This window comes from Chthoniobacterales bacterium, assembly GCA_018883245.1.
In the GTDB taxonomy this organism is placed as follows: Bacteria; Verrucomicrobiota; Verrucomicrobiia; order Chthoniobacterales; family JACTMZ01; genus JACTMZ01.
In genome coordinates this window covers 74,921-88,121 of record VEQL01000008.1, presented here as the reverse complement: position 1 = coordinate 88,121, position 13,201 = coordinate 74,921, and the positions used below count along the sequence as shown (strand labels likewise).

General features: G+C 60.7%; 11 protein-coding genes, 1 tRNA gene and 1 pseudogene. 8 read left to right on the top strand and 5 right to left on the bottom strand.

Annotated features, from left to right (window positions below; genetic code table 11):
- The coding region (locus tag FGM15_04790) for a helix-turn-helix domain-containing protein (GenBank protein ID MBU3665181.1) at positions 1-160 on the bottom strand (160 nt) is incomplete at its 3' end.
- Between the two features lie 276 nt (positions 161-436).
- Here FGM15_04790 and FGM15_04785 point away from each other — a divergent pair.
- The 7 genes from FGM15_04785 to FGM15_04755 all read left to right on the top strand — a co-directional run bounded on the left by FGM15_04785 (position 437) and on the right by FGM15_04755 (position 7,650).
- The gene (locus tag FGM15_04785) at positions 437-790 is read left to right on the top strand and encodes a four helix bundle protein (protein MBU3665180.1); all 354 of its coding nucleotides are present in this window, start codon (positions 437-439) and stop codon (positions 788-790) included.
- A gap of 44 nt (positions 791-834) precedes the next feature.
- A complete protein-coding gene (locus tag FGM15_04780; protein ID MBU3665179.1) occupies positions 835-1,827 on the top strand; it encodes a glycosyltransferase family 4 protein in 993 nt (330 codons plus the stop codon).
- A gap of 92 nt (positions 1,828-1,919) precedes the next feature.
- Positions 1,920-3,680, top strand: a complete 1,761-nt coding sequence (gene asnB / locus FGM15_04775) for an asparagine synthase (glutamine-hydrolyzing) (GenBank protein ID MBU3665178.1) — start codon at positions 1,920-1,922, stop codon at positions 3,678-3,680.
- A 299-nt stretch (positions 3,681-3,979) separates the two neighbouring features.
- Positions 3,980-5,059: a glycosyltransferase gene (locus FGM15_04770; protein MBU3665177.1), complete on the top strand. Its 1,080-nt coding sequence runs from the start codon at positions 3,980-3,982 to the stop codon at positions 5,057-5,059.
- A 1-nt stretch (position 5,060) separates the two neighbouring features.
- Positions 5,061-5,591, top strand: coding sequence for a putative colanic acid biosynthesis acetyltransferase (locus FGM15_04765; protein MBU3665176.1), 531 nt, complete (start codon positions 5,061-5,063; stop codon positions 5,589-5,591).
- Positions 5,592-5,601: 10 nt separating this feature from the next.
- Positions 5,602-6,450: a glycosyltransferase family 2 protein gene (locus FGM15_04760; protein MBU3665175.1), complete on the top strand. Its 849-nt coding sequence runs from the start codon at positions 5,602-5,604 to the stop codon at positions 6,448-6,450.
- A gap of 27 nt (positions 6,451-6,477) precedes the next feature.
- Positions 6,478-7,650 carry a glycosyltransferase family 4 protein gene (locus tag FGM15_04755; protein MBU3665174.1) on the top strand — a complete coding sequence of 391 codons (1,173 nt, stop codon included), beginning with the start codon at positions 6,478-6,480 and terminating at the stop codon, positions 7,648-7,650.
- Between the two features lie 341 nt (positions 7,651-7,991).
- On the opposite strand, the gene FGM15_04750 is transcribed toward FGM15_04755, so the two are convergent.
- Positions 7,992-8,279 (bottom strand): hypothetical protein, encoded by a 288-nt coding sequence (locus tag FGM15_04750; GenBank protein MBU3665173.1) that lies wholly within the window; start codon positions 8,277-8,279, stop codon positions 7,992-7,994.
- 61 nt (positions 8,280-8,340) lie between these two features.
- Positions 8,341-8,414 (bottom strand) — tRNA-Pro (locus FGM15_04745).
- Between the two features lie 146 nt (positions 8,415-8,560).
- Between FGM15_04745 and FGM15_04740 the strand changes: the two are divergent.
- Positions 8,561-8,641, top strand: a pseudogene (locus FGM15_04740) (energy transducer TonB).
- 1,811 nt (positions 8,642-10,452) lie between these two features.
- Here FGM15_04740 and FGM15_04735 read toward each other — a convergent pair.
- Positions 10,453-12,504, bottom strand: coding sequence for an ATP-dependent DNA helicase RecG (locus tag FGM15_04735; protein MBU3665172.1), 2,052 nt, complete (start codon positions 12,502-12,504; stop codon positions 10,453-10,455).
- 163 nt (positions 12,505-12,667) lie between these two features.
- The gene (locus tag FGM15_04730) at positions 12,668-12,955 is read right to left on the bottom strand and encodes a winged helix-turn-helix transcriptional regulator (GenBank protein MBU3665171.1); all 288 of its coding nucleotides are present in this window, start codon (positions 12,953-12,955) and stop codon (positions 12,668-12,670) included.
- Positions 12,956-13,201: the final 246 nt, after the last annotated feature.

The following is a 13,201-nucleotide window of genomic DNA, read 5'->3' as shown; positions in this document are numbered from 1 at the left end:
CGCTTAACCCGCCCATCTCGAAACGCTCCAACCACTTGTAGCCGGTCTTGGCACTAATGCCATACTCCCGGCATAGCTGCCGGAAGTTGGCCTGCGGGTTGAGCGCTTGTTGAACAAACATCACTTTCTGGTCCATCTTTTGGGTCTCTTTCCAAGGCATGAACCGATGCTCATCACATCGGCCCATCGCCGAAAAGTGTTACCCATGTTTTGAACCTATTCCGTTACCGATGTTCTGAACCTGGACCGGCTTTGCCGAGGTGAGAAGTTGGAAAGTGGGAAGGTAGGAAGGTGGGAAAGTGGGAGGTGGCTGCGCCAAAGTGGGAAGGTTGGAAGGTGGAAAAGTGGGAAGGTGGTTGGGCCAAAGCCGAATGCTTTCGCGTAGAGCACGATTGTGGCAATATAGTGCAGCTTCTCTTCGACCATTATCCGGCTCATGAGCTTCGCAGAGCGCTTTGAAGATTTGGAAATCTGGCAGCGAGCCCGGACCCTGAATCAACAGGTCTATAAGGCGTTGCAAACATGCAAGGACTACAGCTTTCGCGATCAGATGCAACGGGCAGCTCTTTCGGTGATGAATAATATCAGCGAGGGCTTCGAGAGGAGGACCAAGAAGGATTTTGCTCACTTTCTCGATTTGGCGAAAGGTTCCGCTGGCGAGGTGCGGAGCATGACATTTGCTGCCGAAGATATCGAAATTCTCAACGTGACCGCTGCACAAAGGCTTCGTGTGTCTTACGAGATGCTCTCGCGACAGATCGCAAGTTTTCAAAAACACCTTCGCGCGTAGCGCGACCTTCAAACCTTGGCACGGTCACGTTTTACCCGGCCGCTATGAAAATCATTCATCACGAGCGGAAGCGGCTGGAGTCGCATTTCAGCATCGAGCGGCTGTTTGCCGAGATCCGGAGGCACATGCCGCCGGACTGCGAGGTGGAGTCTTGTCCCGCGCCGTATGCAAGCGCCGGGTTCTTGCCTCGCTGGCGCAACGTGCGGCATGCATCGAAGCAAAAGGCGGATGTGCATCACATTGTGGGCGATTCGCATTATCTCGCATTCGGGCTGCCGCCGGAGAAGACGGTGCTGACGATCCATGATTGCGCGGCATTGGATCGTCTGACGGGATGGAAACGGGCGTTGTTGAAATATTTCTGGTTCACCGGGCCGATGCGGCGCGCCGCGGTAGTGACGACGATCTCGCAGGCAACGAAAGAGGAGTTGCGGAAATGGGTTGGTCCGTTGGCCGAAAGGGTTGTCGTCGTGCCCGATTGTGTGTTCGAAGAATTCATTTACGACCCGAAACCGTTCAACGAGCAGGCACCGGTCGTTCTGCAAGTGGGGACGAAATGGAACAAGAATGTCGAGCGGGTGGCGGAGGCGATCGCGCCCACCGGGTGCCGGTTGCATGTCATCGGTGACTTGGAACCCGAGCAAAGGTCGAAGTGCCAAGCGCTGGGCATCCCCTATTGCGCGCGAGGTGCGGTGAGTGACGAGGCACTTGTGCAGGCGTATCGGCAGTGCGATATCGTGGTGTTCGCGTCGCTTTACGAGGGCTTCGGATTGCCGATCCTCGAAGCTCAGGCCACGGGGCGGCCCGTGATCACATCGAGGATCAGTTCTCTGCCCGAAGCGGCAGGCGACGGGGCGCTGCTCGTCGATCCGTATTCGGTCGATGATATCCGGGCCGCGGTGATGCGGGTGGTCCAAGATGCGGCTTTGAGGGCCGCGTTGGTTGAGAAGGGGCTCAGGAATGCCGAGCGATTCCGCCCGGAAGTCGTCGCCGCACGATATGCGGGGATTTATCGGAAAGTTGCAGAAGAGGCTTGATTGCCGCTTATGAGTAACGACACTGAGCCGCGATTATTTGCGGTTCCTGCGCGCCGGATCTTCGCAATCTCCAATAAAAGACGACTGACGTTATGTGCGGAATTGCCGGCTGGTTCGGTTCGGGTGGGCACTGGGATGCCAATGTGTTGCGCGACGGCCTGTCGCGCCGCGGTCCAGACGGATCCGGAATTTGGCGCAGCGACAAAGCGACGCTGGTGCACACGCGTCTCGCGGTGATCGGACTCGGCGAGCGGGGAGCACAACCGATGTCGCGCGCGCCGCGCAACGGCGACGACGCTTCCGATTCGGTGCTCGTTTTCAATGGCGAGATTTACAATTACCGCGAACTGGGCCGTTCGGATGCGGAGAGCGACACAGCGGTGCTGCTCGAACTCCTGGATCTGGAAGGCGAGGCGTGCTTGCCGAGACTGGCAGGGATGTTCGCCTTCGCGTTTTACCGTCCGTCCGCAGGCGAAGCTCTGCTCGCGCGCGACGCATTCGGCATCAAGCCTCTCTATTACCGCATCGACGGTGACAATCTCGCCTTCGCCTCGGAAGCACGGCTCCTGCGCCGGCCCGGTGACGAGCCCGATGCGGGGGCTTTGCGCGATTTTTTCCTCTGGGGATCTGTGCCGGAACCTGCAACGGTGGCCAGAGAAGTCCGTCAAGTGCCTGCCGGGCATTTCCTGCGTTGGAAAAACGGACGGGCGGAAGTTGTGCGCTGGCACAAACCGGATTTGCGCCGGCACCGGACGATGCCGCGAGACGAGGCGGTGCGCCGGACGCGCGGTGCGCTCGAGGAAACGATGCTGCGTCATTTGGTCAGTGATGTGCCGGTCGGAGTATTTCTCAGCGGCGGCATCGATTCGACAACGGTGCTCGCCTTGGCCCGCCAGCAACTCGGCCCGAAGGCGGAACTGCGGACGTTCTCCATCGGATTCGAGGATCCCGAATTCGACGAGTCGGCCGTGGCACGGCGCACGGCAGAGCATTTCGGTGCGCTGCACACGGAATGGCGCATGACGCCCGGGGAGGGGGCGGAGGAAATCCGTGAATACCTTGCGACGATCGACCAGCCGACAATCGACGGCTTCAACAGTTGGTGCGTGTCCAAGCTGGCCCGGCGCGAAGGTATCAAAGTGGTGTTGTCCGGGCTGGGCGGTGACGAGTGGTTTGCGGGCTACGGAAGCTTCGCACGCGTGCCGCAGTTGCACTTCTTGCACGGGGTGCTGCCGGCACGGGTGCGGAGGTTCGTCGCCGCATGTTGCGGGAACGCGACCGCGGGCTCGCCCCGGCGGAGATTGTGCGCCTTCCTGCGCGGGGAGGGGTCTTGGCTGCAGGCCTTCCATGCCATGCGCGGCATTTTCACTTCCGAGGAAGCGGAAGAACTCGCCGGGCACTTCGCCGGCACGCGGCCGCCGCCTCCGGAGTGGAGCGAGGAATTTTTACCGGCCACGGGGCCGGAGATCGCAGGGTGGATGGAGGTCACCCGCTACATGCGGAACCAACTCCTTCGCGATAGCGATGTGTTCTCCATGGCGCAGGGCATCGAACTGCGGGTGCCTTTCGTCGATGCCAGGCTGGCCGATGCGCTGCTTGAGTTGCCGCCGGGATACCGGTTGGAAAAAGGCAAGCAACTCCTCCTGGACGCCGTGCCGGAAATCCCCGAGTGGGTGCGCAACCGCCCGAAGAAGGGATTCGTTTTTCCGTTTTCCCGATGGATGGAAAATGTCTTTGCCGAAATGCTCGAGGAGGCGCAGAAAGCTTCGCCTGTGCCGCTGGTCACCTGGTATCGCATTTGGGCTGCGGCCGTCGGAAGCCGGGCCGTCGGGAATTTCGGTCGCGCGGCTTGACACGGAAAATAGTGAAATCCGGCAATGGCCGGACGAGGCCATCCGGCCCTGCCCGAGAGGGGTGCGGCGCTTTTCTTCCGTGGCTGCGTCGCGGCGCTCGGGACTGTATCGCAGAGGATACAGCCACATCGCTTGCTCCTTGCCACAAACGAAAATCATATGCAACGCCACCGCGCCAGGTTTTGGGATAGGTTCTAGTCTCGGAGCTGGTATGACACACAGCGAGTATATCCGCTTTTTCCAAAAGCCTCGGTTGACTTTCGGTCGTATGCCGACTCCCTGGCGATTTTTGCCTGCCCATGCGCGTTCTCCACACCGTCGATAGCTTAAGATCGCAGACCGGCGGGCCGGCACGCACGGTTCCGGCTTTGGCGAAGGCGTTGGCGGAACACGGCTTGGAGGTTCACTTGTGGACGCGCGACTTGCCGGCGGATTTGGCGGCGCCGCCCGGTGTGAAACTGCACACGGGGCCGCTCGGTGACTTGCTCGGCCGCAACGGCCTCCGGCCGGATATTCTGCACGACCACGGGATCTGGCTTCGTTGCAACCACGAGGCGTGCATTCTCGCCGCGAAATCCGGCATACCGCGGATTGTCAGCCCGCGCGGCATGTTGGAACCGTGGTCTTTGCGGCACCGGCGTTGGAAAAAAAGATTCGCTTGGTGGATTTACCAGAGACGCGATTTGGCAAAGGCTGCTGTGCTGCACGCCACCGCGGATGCCGAGGCGGCACAGTTCCGGCGCTTGGGGTTGCGCAACCCTGCGAAAATTATTCCAAACGGCATCGATCTGCCCGATGCGCGTGGCGCTTCCCGAGCGAGCGATCGCAAGAGGAAGGCACTCTTCCTGGGGCGTATCCACCGCAAGAAGGGTCTTCCGCTTTTGGTGGAGGCATGGGCGGACCTGCAACCCGCCGGCTGGATGATGAGCGTCGTGGGGCCGGATGAGGATCAACATGCATCGGAGGTGAAAGAACTTCTGCGACGCAACGGTATCGCCGATTCATGGGAATTCATGGGAGAGGCGGACAATCGGGAAAAGTGGAGCCGGTATGCGGAGGCGGATTTGTTCATTCTCCCGAGCCACTCGGAAAATTTCGGCATGGTGGTCGGCGAGGCCCTGGCCGCGGGAGTTCCGGTGATCACCACCAAGGGCTGTCCGTGGGAGGGGTTGCGTTCGCACCAATGCGGTTGGTGGGTCGAGGCGACGGTCGGAGATTTGACGGCGGCGTTGCGCGAGGCCTGCGCACTTCCAGTCGATGCGCTTTCGGCGATGGGACAGCGCGGACGACGTTGGATGGAGTCCGAGTTCGGATGGAATAAGATCGCCGCAGAGATGGCGGAATTATACGAAGAGGCTTTGAAGGGTCGAAACCCGTGACATGAACATCGAGGAGAATCGCCGGAGCACAAAATACACTCCCAAGGAGTTGGCGGGGCGGTTTCTATGGGCGTTTTGCGTGCCGCTGTTCCGATGGAGTCCGCGGTTGTGCTGGGGATGGAGGCGGCTTTTGTTGCGTTTGTTCGGTGCCAAGGTCGGGCGGCAGGTCCATATTCATCCCTCGGCTCGGATTTTTATCCCGTGGAATCTGGAGATCGGCGACTGGTCGTCCGTCGGCTTCGACGCGCTGCTCTACAATCTGGGGCCGATGAAGATCGGCAAGAGCGTGACCATCTCGCAGCGGGCGCATCTGTGCGGCGGCACCCACAAATTCCGCGAGGCCTCGATGCCGCTGGTGCGCGTGACGGTCACGATCGGCGACGAAGCGTGGATCTGTGCGGATGCGTTTGTGGGCCCCGGAGTCCATGTGGGCGCCCGCGCCGTCGTGGGCGCGTGCTCGGTGGTGATGAAAGATGTCCCCGCAGACAAGATCGTTGCCGGGAATCCCGCAAGGGAACTCGGGAACCGGTGAGATCTGCAGGATGAAATTGCCCGTCACTGTCTGTATCCCCGTTCGGAACGAGGAGAAAAATCTGTCATCCTGCCTGGATTCTTTGGGTGATAATTTTGCTGCGGTTGTCGTGATCGACTCCGCCAGTGACGATGCGACGCGAGACATTGCTGACAAGGCGGGCGCTACGGTTCTCGATTTCCGCTGGGACGGAAAATTTCCCAAGAAGCGCAACTGGGCACTGCGAAATCACGTGTGGCAGACGCCGTGGGTGCTTTTTCTCGATGCAGACGAGCGGGTGACGCCGGAGTTCGTCGAGGAAATCGAGCGGGTGTTGCCCCGGACAACAAAGTCGGGGTTTTGGATCAGTTTCAACGATTGGTTCATGGGCCGTCCACTATTTCACGGTGATGTCTTTTGCAAACTGGCGCTCTTCCGTGTCGGCTCGGGGGAATACGAGCGTTTTCCCGAAGAGTGGTGGAGCGACTTGGATATGGAAGTGCACGAGCACCCCGTGCTGGAAGGTGAGATCGGGAAGATCGAGGCGCATCTCGAGCATCATGATTACCGCGGGCTGCACAGCTACATCTGGAGGCACAACGAATATTCGACATGGGAGGCGAACCGGTGCATGTGGCTGGCATCGGCGGGACCGGAGGAATGGTCGAAGCTCATTCCTCGGCAGCGTTTCAAATATCGCAACTTGGCCAAGTGGTGGTTTGCGCCACTGTATTTTGTGATCGGCTACGTCATCAAATGCGGCTTTCTCGATGGATTGGCAGGGTTGCGTTTCGCGCTGTTCAAGCGCCGCTATTTTTCCGACATCAGGCTGAAGATCCAAGAGGCGCTGAGGAACGAGACGTCGCAGGGCGAATTTTAGACCTTCGCCCTCTTGGCGGTTCCCGCGATGAAAACCCACGTATTCACAAACCGCGTGTATCCGCCGGTCGGGGGTGCGACGGGTGAATTGTTGAAGGATTTGGCCGAGGGGCTGGCGGCCGAAGGCAACAGGGTTGTTGTCATAACGAGTCGCGGGCCGGACACATTGGGCTTGCCGCACCGGGAGACGGTGAACGGCGTGGAATTGATCCGGGTCGGCTCCGCGCCATTCACGCGTGCCTCGCATTGGCGAAGGGCTCTGAGCTATGCGTTGCTCTATCCGCAATTCGCGTGGCAGGTCTGGAAACTGGGAAATGTCGATGCGGTCGTGTCGATGACTGATCCGCCGCTGCAGGTGGCCGCGGTGACGCTCGCCTCGGGTCGCTCTCGCAAACGCATCCACTGGGCGCAGGATATTTATCCGGAGCTGGCCGAGGAGTTGGGCGTGATCGAACGGGCAGGATTCGCCGCCCGCGTCCTGCGCGCTGTTTCCACTCGGGCGCTGCGCAAGCAGGATGAAGTGGTCGCGGTGGGACGATGCATGCGCGAAAAATTGATCGCCCGCGGTGTGAATGCAGGCAGCATCGACGTCATTCCGAATTGGAGTCCGGTCGGGAAGCCGTCCGACGAAGCCGTGGCCGGGATGCGCAAACGCATGGGGTGGGCCGACAAGTTCATCGTTCTATATTCGGGGAACATCGGGCTGGCTCACGATTTCGCCACCATCGTCGAAGCAGCGAAAATTTTGCGTGGCGGGCGTGTGCACATTGTGTTCGCCGGGGAAGGTCAGCGCGCCGAGGAGGTGAAGGCCGCGCTGTCGGGCATCGCAAACGTGTCGTTTGTGCCGCCGCAACCAAAGCAGGATCTGGCCGCGTTTCTCGCGGCGGCCGATCTGCATCTCGTGACAGTGAGGGAAAGTCTCGCCGGCCTCGTGGTGCCGAGCAAAATTTACGGAATCATGGCAGCAGGGCGCCCTGTTATTTATGTCGGCCCGGAAGAAAGCGAAGCCGGTCTGCTGATCGCGAAGTGCGGCGCGGGCCTTGTTTTTTGCAACGGCAATGCTGCCGGCGTTGCGTCCGCATTGGAAGAATTGGAGCGCGATCGACCCCGGGTAGCGGAAATGGGATCGATCGCGGAACAGGCAGCCGGAGAATTCACATTCGGCAAAGCGCTCGGACGTTGGAAAGAAATCTTGGGCTGAAATAAATACATTTCCCCATGCGAAGCGCGCCTGACGGCGCGCTTTTTGTTTGTCATGGTCGCAGGTCGCGAAATGCGGATTGCCGGACCGCGTCGGCCACGGCTGTCCAAAATGTCACCGGTGCTTTTGACGGTTTGACCTTCGCTTCCGAGGGCCGAGAGTGAAAACGGGCAGAAGGTGTGTTTAGCGGCCGGCGAACAGCCGCTTGCATCGGGCAAGAGCTGATTCCCTTTGCCCTTGGCTCGCGAATTGAACTGTCCGAAGGCGTTCCTCAAGAATCGGATATTCGAGCAGCCCCTCCTCGATCATTCCACGAAGGCGCCGCCGCGCGGATCACGTGCTCAAGCTGCTCTCTGGTCATGGTGGTGCGACATCAGGATGGCGGTGCGCTCGGCCGTGGTGAGTATGCCGCAGAAGGGGCTCGATTGACGAAGACGGATTGATCGTTCGTCCTCGCTTTCGAGCGCGGCGAGTATTCCGGACAAAGGGCCATCCAAAATCCCGCGCCATTCTTCGAGCGCCGGCCGAACGCTGTCATCACAAGATGCCAGCCAGTTGCCCAGAACCTGGCGCGCTTTGAGCAAAACGGAGGGATTGTTCTGCAAACGCTTTGCGATGAGCCGGTCCATTTCGAGCGATCGCGCGTCGATGACCTTGTGCGAGTTTATGCGTTTTTTTGCGGACGGGAAATCGGGCTGCCGGGATTTGAACCCGGGACCTCTTGAACCCCATTCAAGCGCTCTACCAAGCTGAGCCACAGCCCGTGACAAGGCGCGAAATTAGCACGAAAGCGGCCCGCGTCCCGCAAAAATTTCCGGTTGCGCTGGACAGGAGCGCGGCCGGCTGACGTCATAGGCGGATGCGGCGTTTTTTCTCTCTCTTAGGAATGCTGGCCTTGGCCTCGTGCAAGCCGGCGCCTCCGCCGGCGACCCCTCCCACACCGTCGCCCACGGCTACGCCCGCCCCATCGCCGACGCCCACGCCGACGCCATTCGTGCCGCGCAAGCCGATGGACACCGGAATGCTATTCAACGGATTGCAGTTCAAATGGAACATCGAGACGCTGCCCGGGGAGACGGCCGCGATCGACCGCGAGAAGGACGGGTCTTACCGTCTCGAACTGAACCTGAAGATCCGCACCCCGCGTCCCGCGACAACGATCGAAGACCTGAAGGTGGCGAGTCCGCGCATCGCCGATTTGGTGCCTTCGCTGAGCGAGATGCTCGAAACGGCCAAAGTCTCCCCCGATTACGAGGATCTTTACCGCCGTAAGATGAACTTTCTCAAGGAGCGGCTGGAAAAGATCGAGCAGATCCTTTCGCGCCACAACTACTACGATTGCGATACGATCTTGGAGCTGAGGCATGCGGGGAGCGGACGCCGCGCACTGCTCGTGCAGGGTGACATGGATGTGAATGTCGATGGCTCCGACGGCGATCGCAATGTGGAGGTGGACGGTTCGGGCCAGTTTTTCCAACCGCAGACGAGCTACCGGTGGCCGAAGACGACAGATCGTCCGAACCCTTTCATCAAGCGGTTCGAGGAGCGCATCGCCGAGGCCGAGGCCGAGTTGGCGAAGCCGGAGACGAAGGATGCGCGCAAAACGCAGCTTCGGGACGACATCGCGTTGTTCAAGAGGAACATCTCCGATCTGAAGAGCGCGAGTTTTCTCGTGTCGAAAGCCGATCCATCGATCGTGCTTCCCGGGTTCATGATGGGCGGCGATGGTCGCCCGAAGGTCGGTGACTATGCCGTGGTGATCCACGACGACAAAATGTATCCGGCCATACTCGGCGATGCGGGGCCATCCTATAAAGTCGGCGAGGCGTCGCTGCGGCTCTGCAACGAGATCAAGCCCGGCGGCTCGCCCCTCATGCGACCGGTGAGCGACCTCGGCGTGACCTATCTCGTTTTCCCGGGATCGGCGGACGACAAGCGCTCGCAGCCGGACTTGGATCGCTGGCACGCGCGGTGCAGCGAGTTGTTGGCGGAGATCGGTGTGACCAACAACGCAGCTTTGCATCGATGGGAAAATATCGTCCCTCCATGGCCGACGCCCACGCCGACCGCCAGTCCGGCGGAAGGGCCCGTGGTCGATACCGGCGGCGCTTCATCCGCGGGGTCATCTGTCCCGATGGTTGTTCGGCAGGCAACGGCGTCCGCGACTCCGCCCTTGTTGATGCCTCCTGCCTCCACGCCCAGTGTTTCCGTATCCCCGGTCTCCTCTCCCACTCCAACGCCCGCGGCGCAGTAAGATCGGATCAATCCGCTACATGGACATTCTGCAGAATGTCCATGTAGCGTCCCCAACGTTTCCAACGTTCCCAAATTGGGAGCCTTTCGGATTCATCTGGATGCGGGATTGATCTGGCTGAATGCCTCCGAGGTGCCATTCAAGGCCAACGTCTCTTGGCAAACAGGCTTTTGGCTCTCGGGCATGGGTGCATGGGCGCTTTCGCTGGGGGCGTCTCCACCTCTGTTCGGGTTCGCCCGTGCGGTCGGATGGAAAGAGGGCAGGACACCCTTCCCCTCGATTTCACAGACGTCCAAAAGCTTGAGACGTAAACATAATGCCGACATTATATACGGCTTGGTATCTTCCAGCCTGCGAGAAGTATTCAGCGCGTGACACCAGAACCTATCCCAAAATCTCGCGGGATGGCGCAGAGTCATGGCCGACCGGATGGCAAGGCGGGAGCAGGGGGCGATGCCTTTGCGTATCGTGACTGGCGAAGCAACGCCGCCAGACGCCCCGCCATGGCCCTGCCCGAGAGGGTCGCGGCTGTGAGAAAAAGGTCGGCCTCAAGCCACACCGGCGAAGATTCGTTTTTCCCACGCGGCCATCCTCGCGCGTAACGCGGGATACGAAACGAGTCCGGGGTCTGCCTCGAGCAAACGCCGAGCCGATTCCCGAGCCTCTTCCAACAATGCAAGATCGCGCGGCAGCTGGGCCAGACGAACGGGTGGCAGTCCGGTCTGCGCGGTGCCGAGAAGATCGCCGGGGCCGCGGAGTGCCAAATCGGCCTCGGCAATGGCGAATCCGTCCGATGCGTGCTCGAGGATATTCAGTCGTTCGAGTTTTTCCCCGGCGTCTTTGCCGCCAAGGAGGACGCACCAGGATTTTTCCGACCCGCGTCCGACCCGCCCGCGCAACTGGTGAAGTTGGGCGAGGCCGAAGCGTTCGGCGTTCTCGACCAGCAGCACCGTGGCATCGGGAACGTCAATGCCGACTTCGATGACGGTGGTGCTGACGAGCGCCCGCGTTTCGCCCGAGCGGAAGCTGCGCATGATTTGTTCCTTTTCCTCCGCGTCGAGCTTGCCGTGGAGCAGTGCGCAACGGTGCGGTGCCAACAGGCGACTCCACCGTTGGTGCTCGGCGCTGGCCGCTTTGAGGGCGGTTCGTGCGCTTTCATCGATCAGCGGATAAACGAGATAAGCTTGGCGTCCGGCTTCGAGTTGGGAACGGACGAAATCCGCGGCCTCGGGGAGTTTTTCATGCGCGCGCACGAGGGTGCGGACGGGGACGCGGCCCGGGGGCATGTCGTCGAGCACGGAGACGTCGAGATCGCCGTAAAGGGTGAGCGCGAGAGTGCGCGGGATGGGGGTGGCCGACATGACGAGGACATGCGGCCGGGGGTCGCGCGCGGAGAGGGCCGCCCTTTGGCGCACGCCAAACTTGTGCTGCTCGTCGATGACCACGAGGGCCGGGTTGCCGATGTCTTCCGAGGCAAAGAGCAAGGCATGGGTTCCTATGACGATCCCGGGCTGCGTTCCGTTCGTGTCGCCGCGATGCGCGGCGGTGCGCAGTGTGACAGGGACGCCGAGAGGTCCGGAGAACCGCTTGAAATTTTCATAGTGCTGACGGGCGAGAACCTGGGTGGGCGCCATGAGGGCCGCGGATTTTCCCGCCGCAAAGGCGCCGAGCATGGCGGTCGCCGCGACAACAGTTTTTCCGCTGCCGACGTCGCCGTGCAGCAGGCGGTTCATGGGGCGTCCCGACCCGAGGTCTTGGAAGATCGCGCCGAGCACGCGTTTTTGCGCGGCGGTGAGGGAGAAGGGCAGGGATTTCAGAAAGGCGGAGAGCAACGCGCTTTGCCGGGGGATGAGCGGTGCCGTGGCTCCGCCCAGATCGTGCCGCCGGCGTGCCAGAACACACTGCATGTCGAAGAGTTCTTCGCGGGCCAATTGGGTGCGCGCCTGCGCGAGTTCTTCCCACGAACCGGGAAAATGAATGGTGCGCAGCGCACCTGCTGGCGAAAGACGGATGTCACCGACCTGCAGGGCGGGATCGATCTGCGGAATCTCGCGATCATCGAGAGCGGCGAGCGTTTCATGGATCAGTCGCCGCATGGCGCGCGGACTCCATGGACCCACACCGGGGTGCACTGGGGTGATACGATCGACGTGGATGAGCGCGCCATCGGGTGACTCCGTCTCGAGCACTTCGAACTCGGGATGGTCGAAAACAAGGCCGCCTTTTTTCAGCGCGCGGGGGCGTCCGTGGATGACAAGATCCTGCCCCGGCCGGAGAATTCTGGAAAGGTAGCGGAGATTGAACCAGCGGCATTTGACGGCGGCCGAACCAACACCCGCAGGCGGTTCGAGCAAAACAAGGGTGAACTGGCAGCGGCGGCCGAAATAGGCTGTCTTTGTTTCCCCGACGATGCCCCGAAGGCAGACAGGTTCTGGTGTTTCGCCGGCAGGAAAAGCGGGGAATTTTCTGCGGTCCTCGTGGCGCCGCGGGTAATGGCGCAGCAGATCACCGACCGTTTCCATCCCGGCCTCCGCCAAGGCGCGGGCTTTGGCCGCGGTGACTCGTGGCAAAGCAGCCAACGGAGTCAACCATGTCAGCACTGAAACCCCGGGCGGGTTTTTTTTGGATTTTTTTGCAGTCAAAAGTGCCGATGGCAGGTATTGGACATTCTGCAGAAAGTCATTGTAAGTAATTTGCGTTGCCCGGGGGCAGATTGAGGGGCGCCATGGTGGCCAGCGGGCATGGCTCGGGATTGCGGCGTCGTCAATCGGCAGGCGTTTCCCAAAGCAGATCGATCGTGCCGAGCAGAGTGGCAGCGCGTCGGGTGGGAAACAGTTGAACGCGGCGTCCTTGCGCGCGTTTTTTGATCAATCCTGCCTCATGCAGGCGCTTGGCGTGCTGCGATGCCGTCGCCACATCGACGCCGCATTCGATCGCGATTTCGTTGACGCACAGGCTTCCGCGGGTTTGGAGAAGCCTGACAATTTCGATCCGGCGATGGTTTGCCAGACCGCCTGCAATGAGTGCCCTTCCTCGATCGGTGTTTGCCATAGGGGTCTAAAATTAACATTCTTATTTTCTGCAGAAAGTAAAATAACAGTCTTCCTGAGGCTTGTTTGGAGAAGGTGGGCCGCTTTTTGTCGTTGTTGTTGTGGCGCGACGGAACCCGCGGCCGTCCTTTCTGGCGAAATGGCATAGCCGCAGGTCTGATCGGGCTGACCCCGGAAAAACGCTGCAACCGGTCGGTGGGCAGGATGCGGTTAAAGCATTGAGCGTTGCGGTAGGCGAGGAAGCTGT

Bases quoted from the DNA above. Each gene is read 5' to 3' on its own strand.
- FGM15_04755 (MBU3665174.1), top strand. From the start codon at position 6,478: ATGAAAACCCACGTATTCACAAACCGCGTGTATCCGCCGGTCGGGGGT.
- FGM15_04770 (MBU3665177.1), top strand. From the start codon at position 3,980: ATGCGCGTTCTCCACACCGTCGATAGCTTAAGATCGCAGACCGGCGGG.
- FGM15_04750 (MBU3665173.1), bottom strand. From the start codon at position 8,279: ATGGACCGGCTCATCGCAAAGCGTTTGCAGAACAATCCCTCCGTTTTG.
- FGM15_04785 (MBU3665180.1), top strand. From the start codon at position 437: ATGAGCTTCGCAGAGCGCTTTGAAGATTTGGAAATCTGGCAGCGAGCC.
- FGM15_04760 (MBU3665175.1), top strand. From the start codon at position 5,602: ATGAAATTGCCCGTCACTGTCTGTATCCCCGTTCGGAACGAGGAGAAA.
- asnB (MBU3665178.1), top strand. From the start codon at position 1,920: ATGTGCGGAATTGCCGGCTGGTTCGGTTCGGGTGGGCACTGGGATGCC.
- FGM15_04765 (MBU3665176.1), top strand. From the start codon at position 5,061: ATGAACATCGAGGAGAATCGCCGGAGCACAAAATACACTCCCAAGGAG.
- FGM15_04780 (MBU3665179.1), top strand. From the start codon at position 835: ATGAAAATCATTCATCACGAGCGGAAGCGGCTGGAGTCGCATTTCAGC.
- FGM15_04730 (MBU3665171.1), bottom strand. From the start codon at position 12,955: ATGGCAAACACCGATCGAGGAAGGGCACTCATTGCAGGCGGTCTGGCA.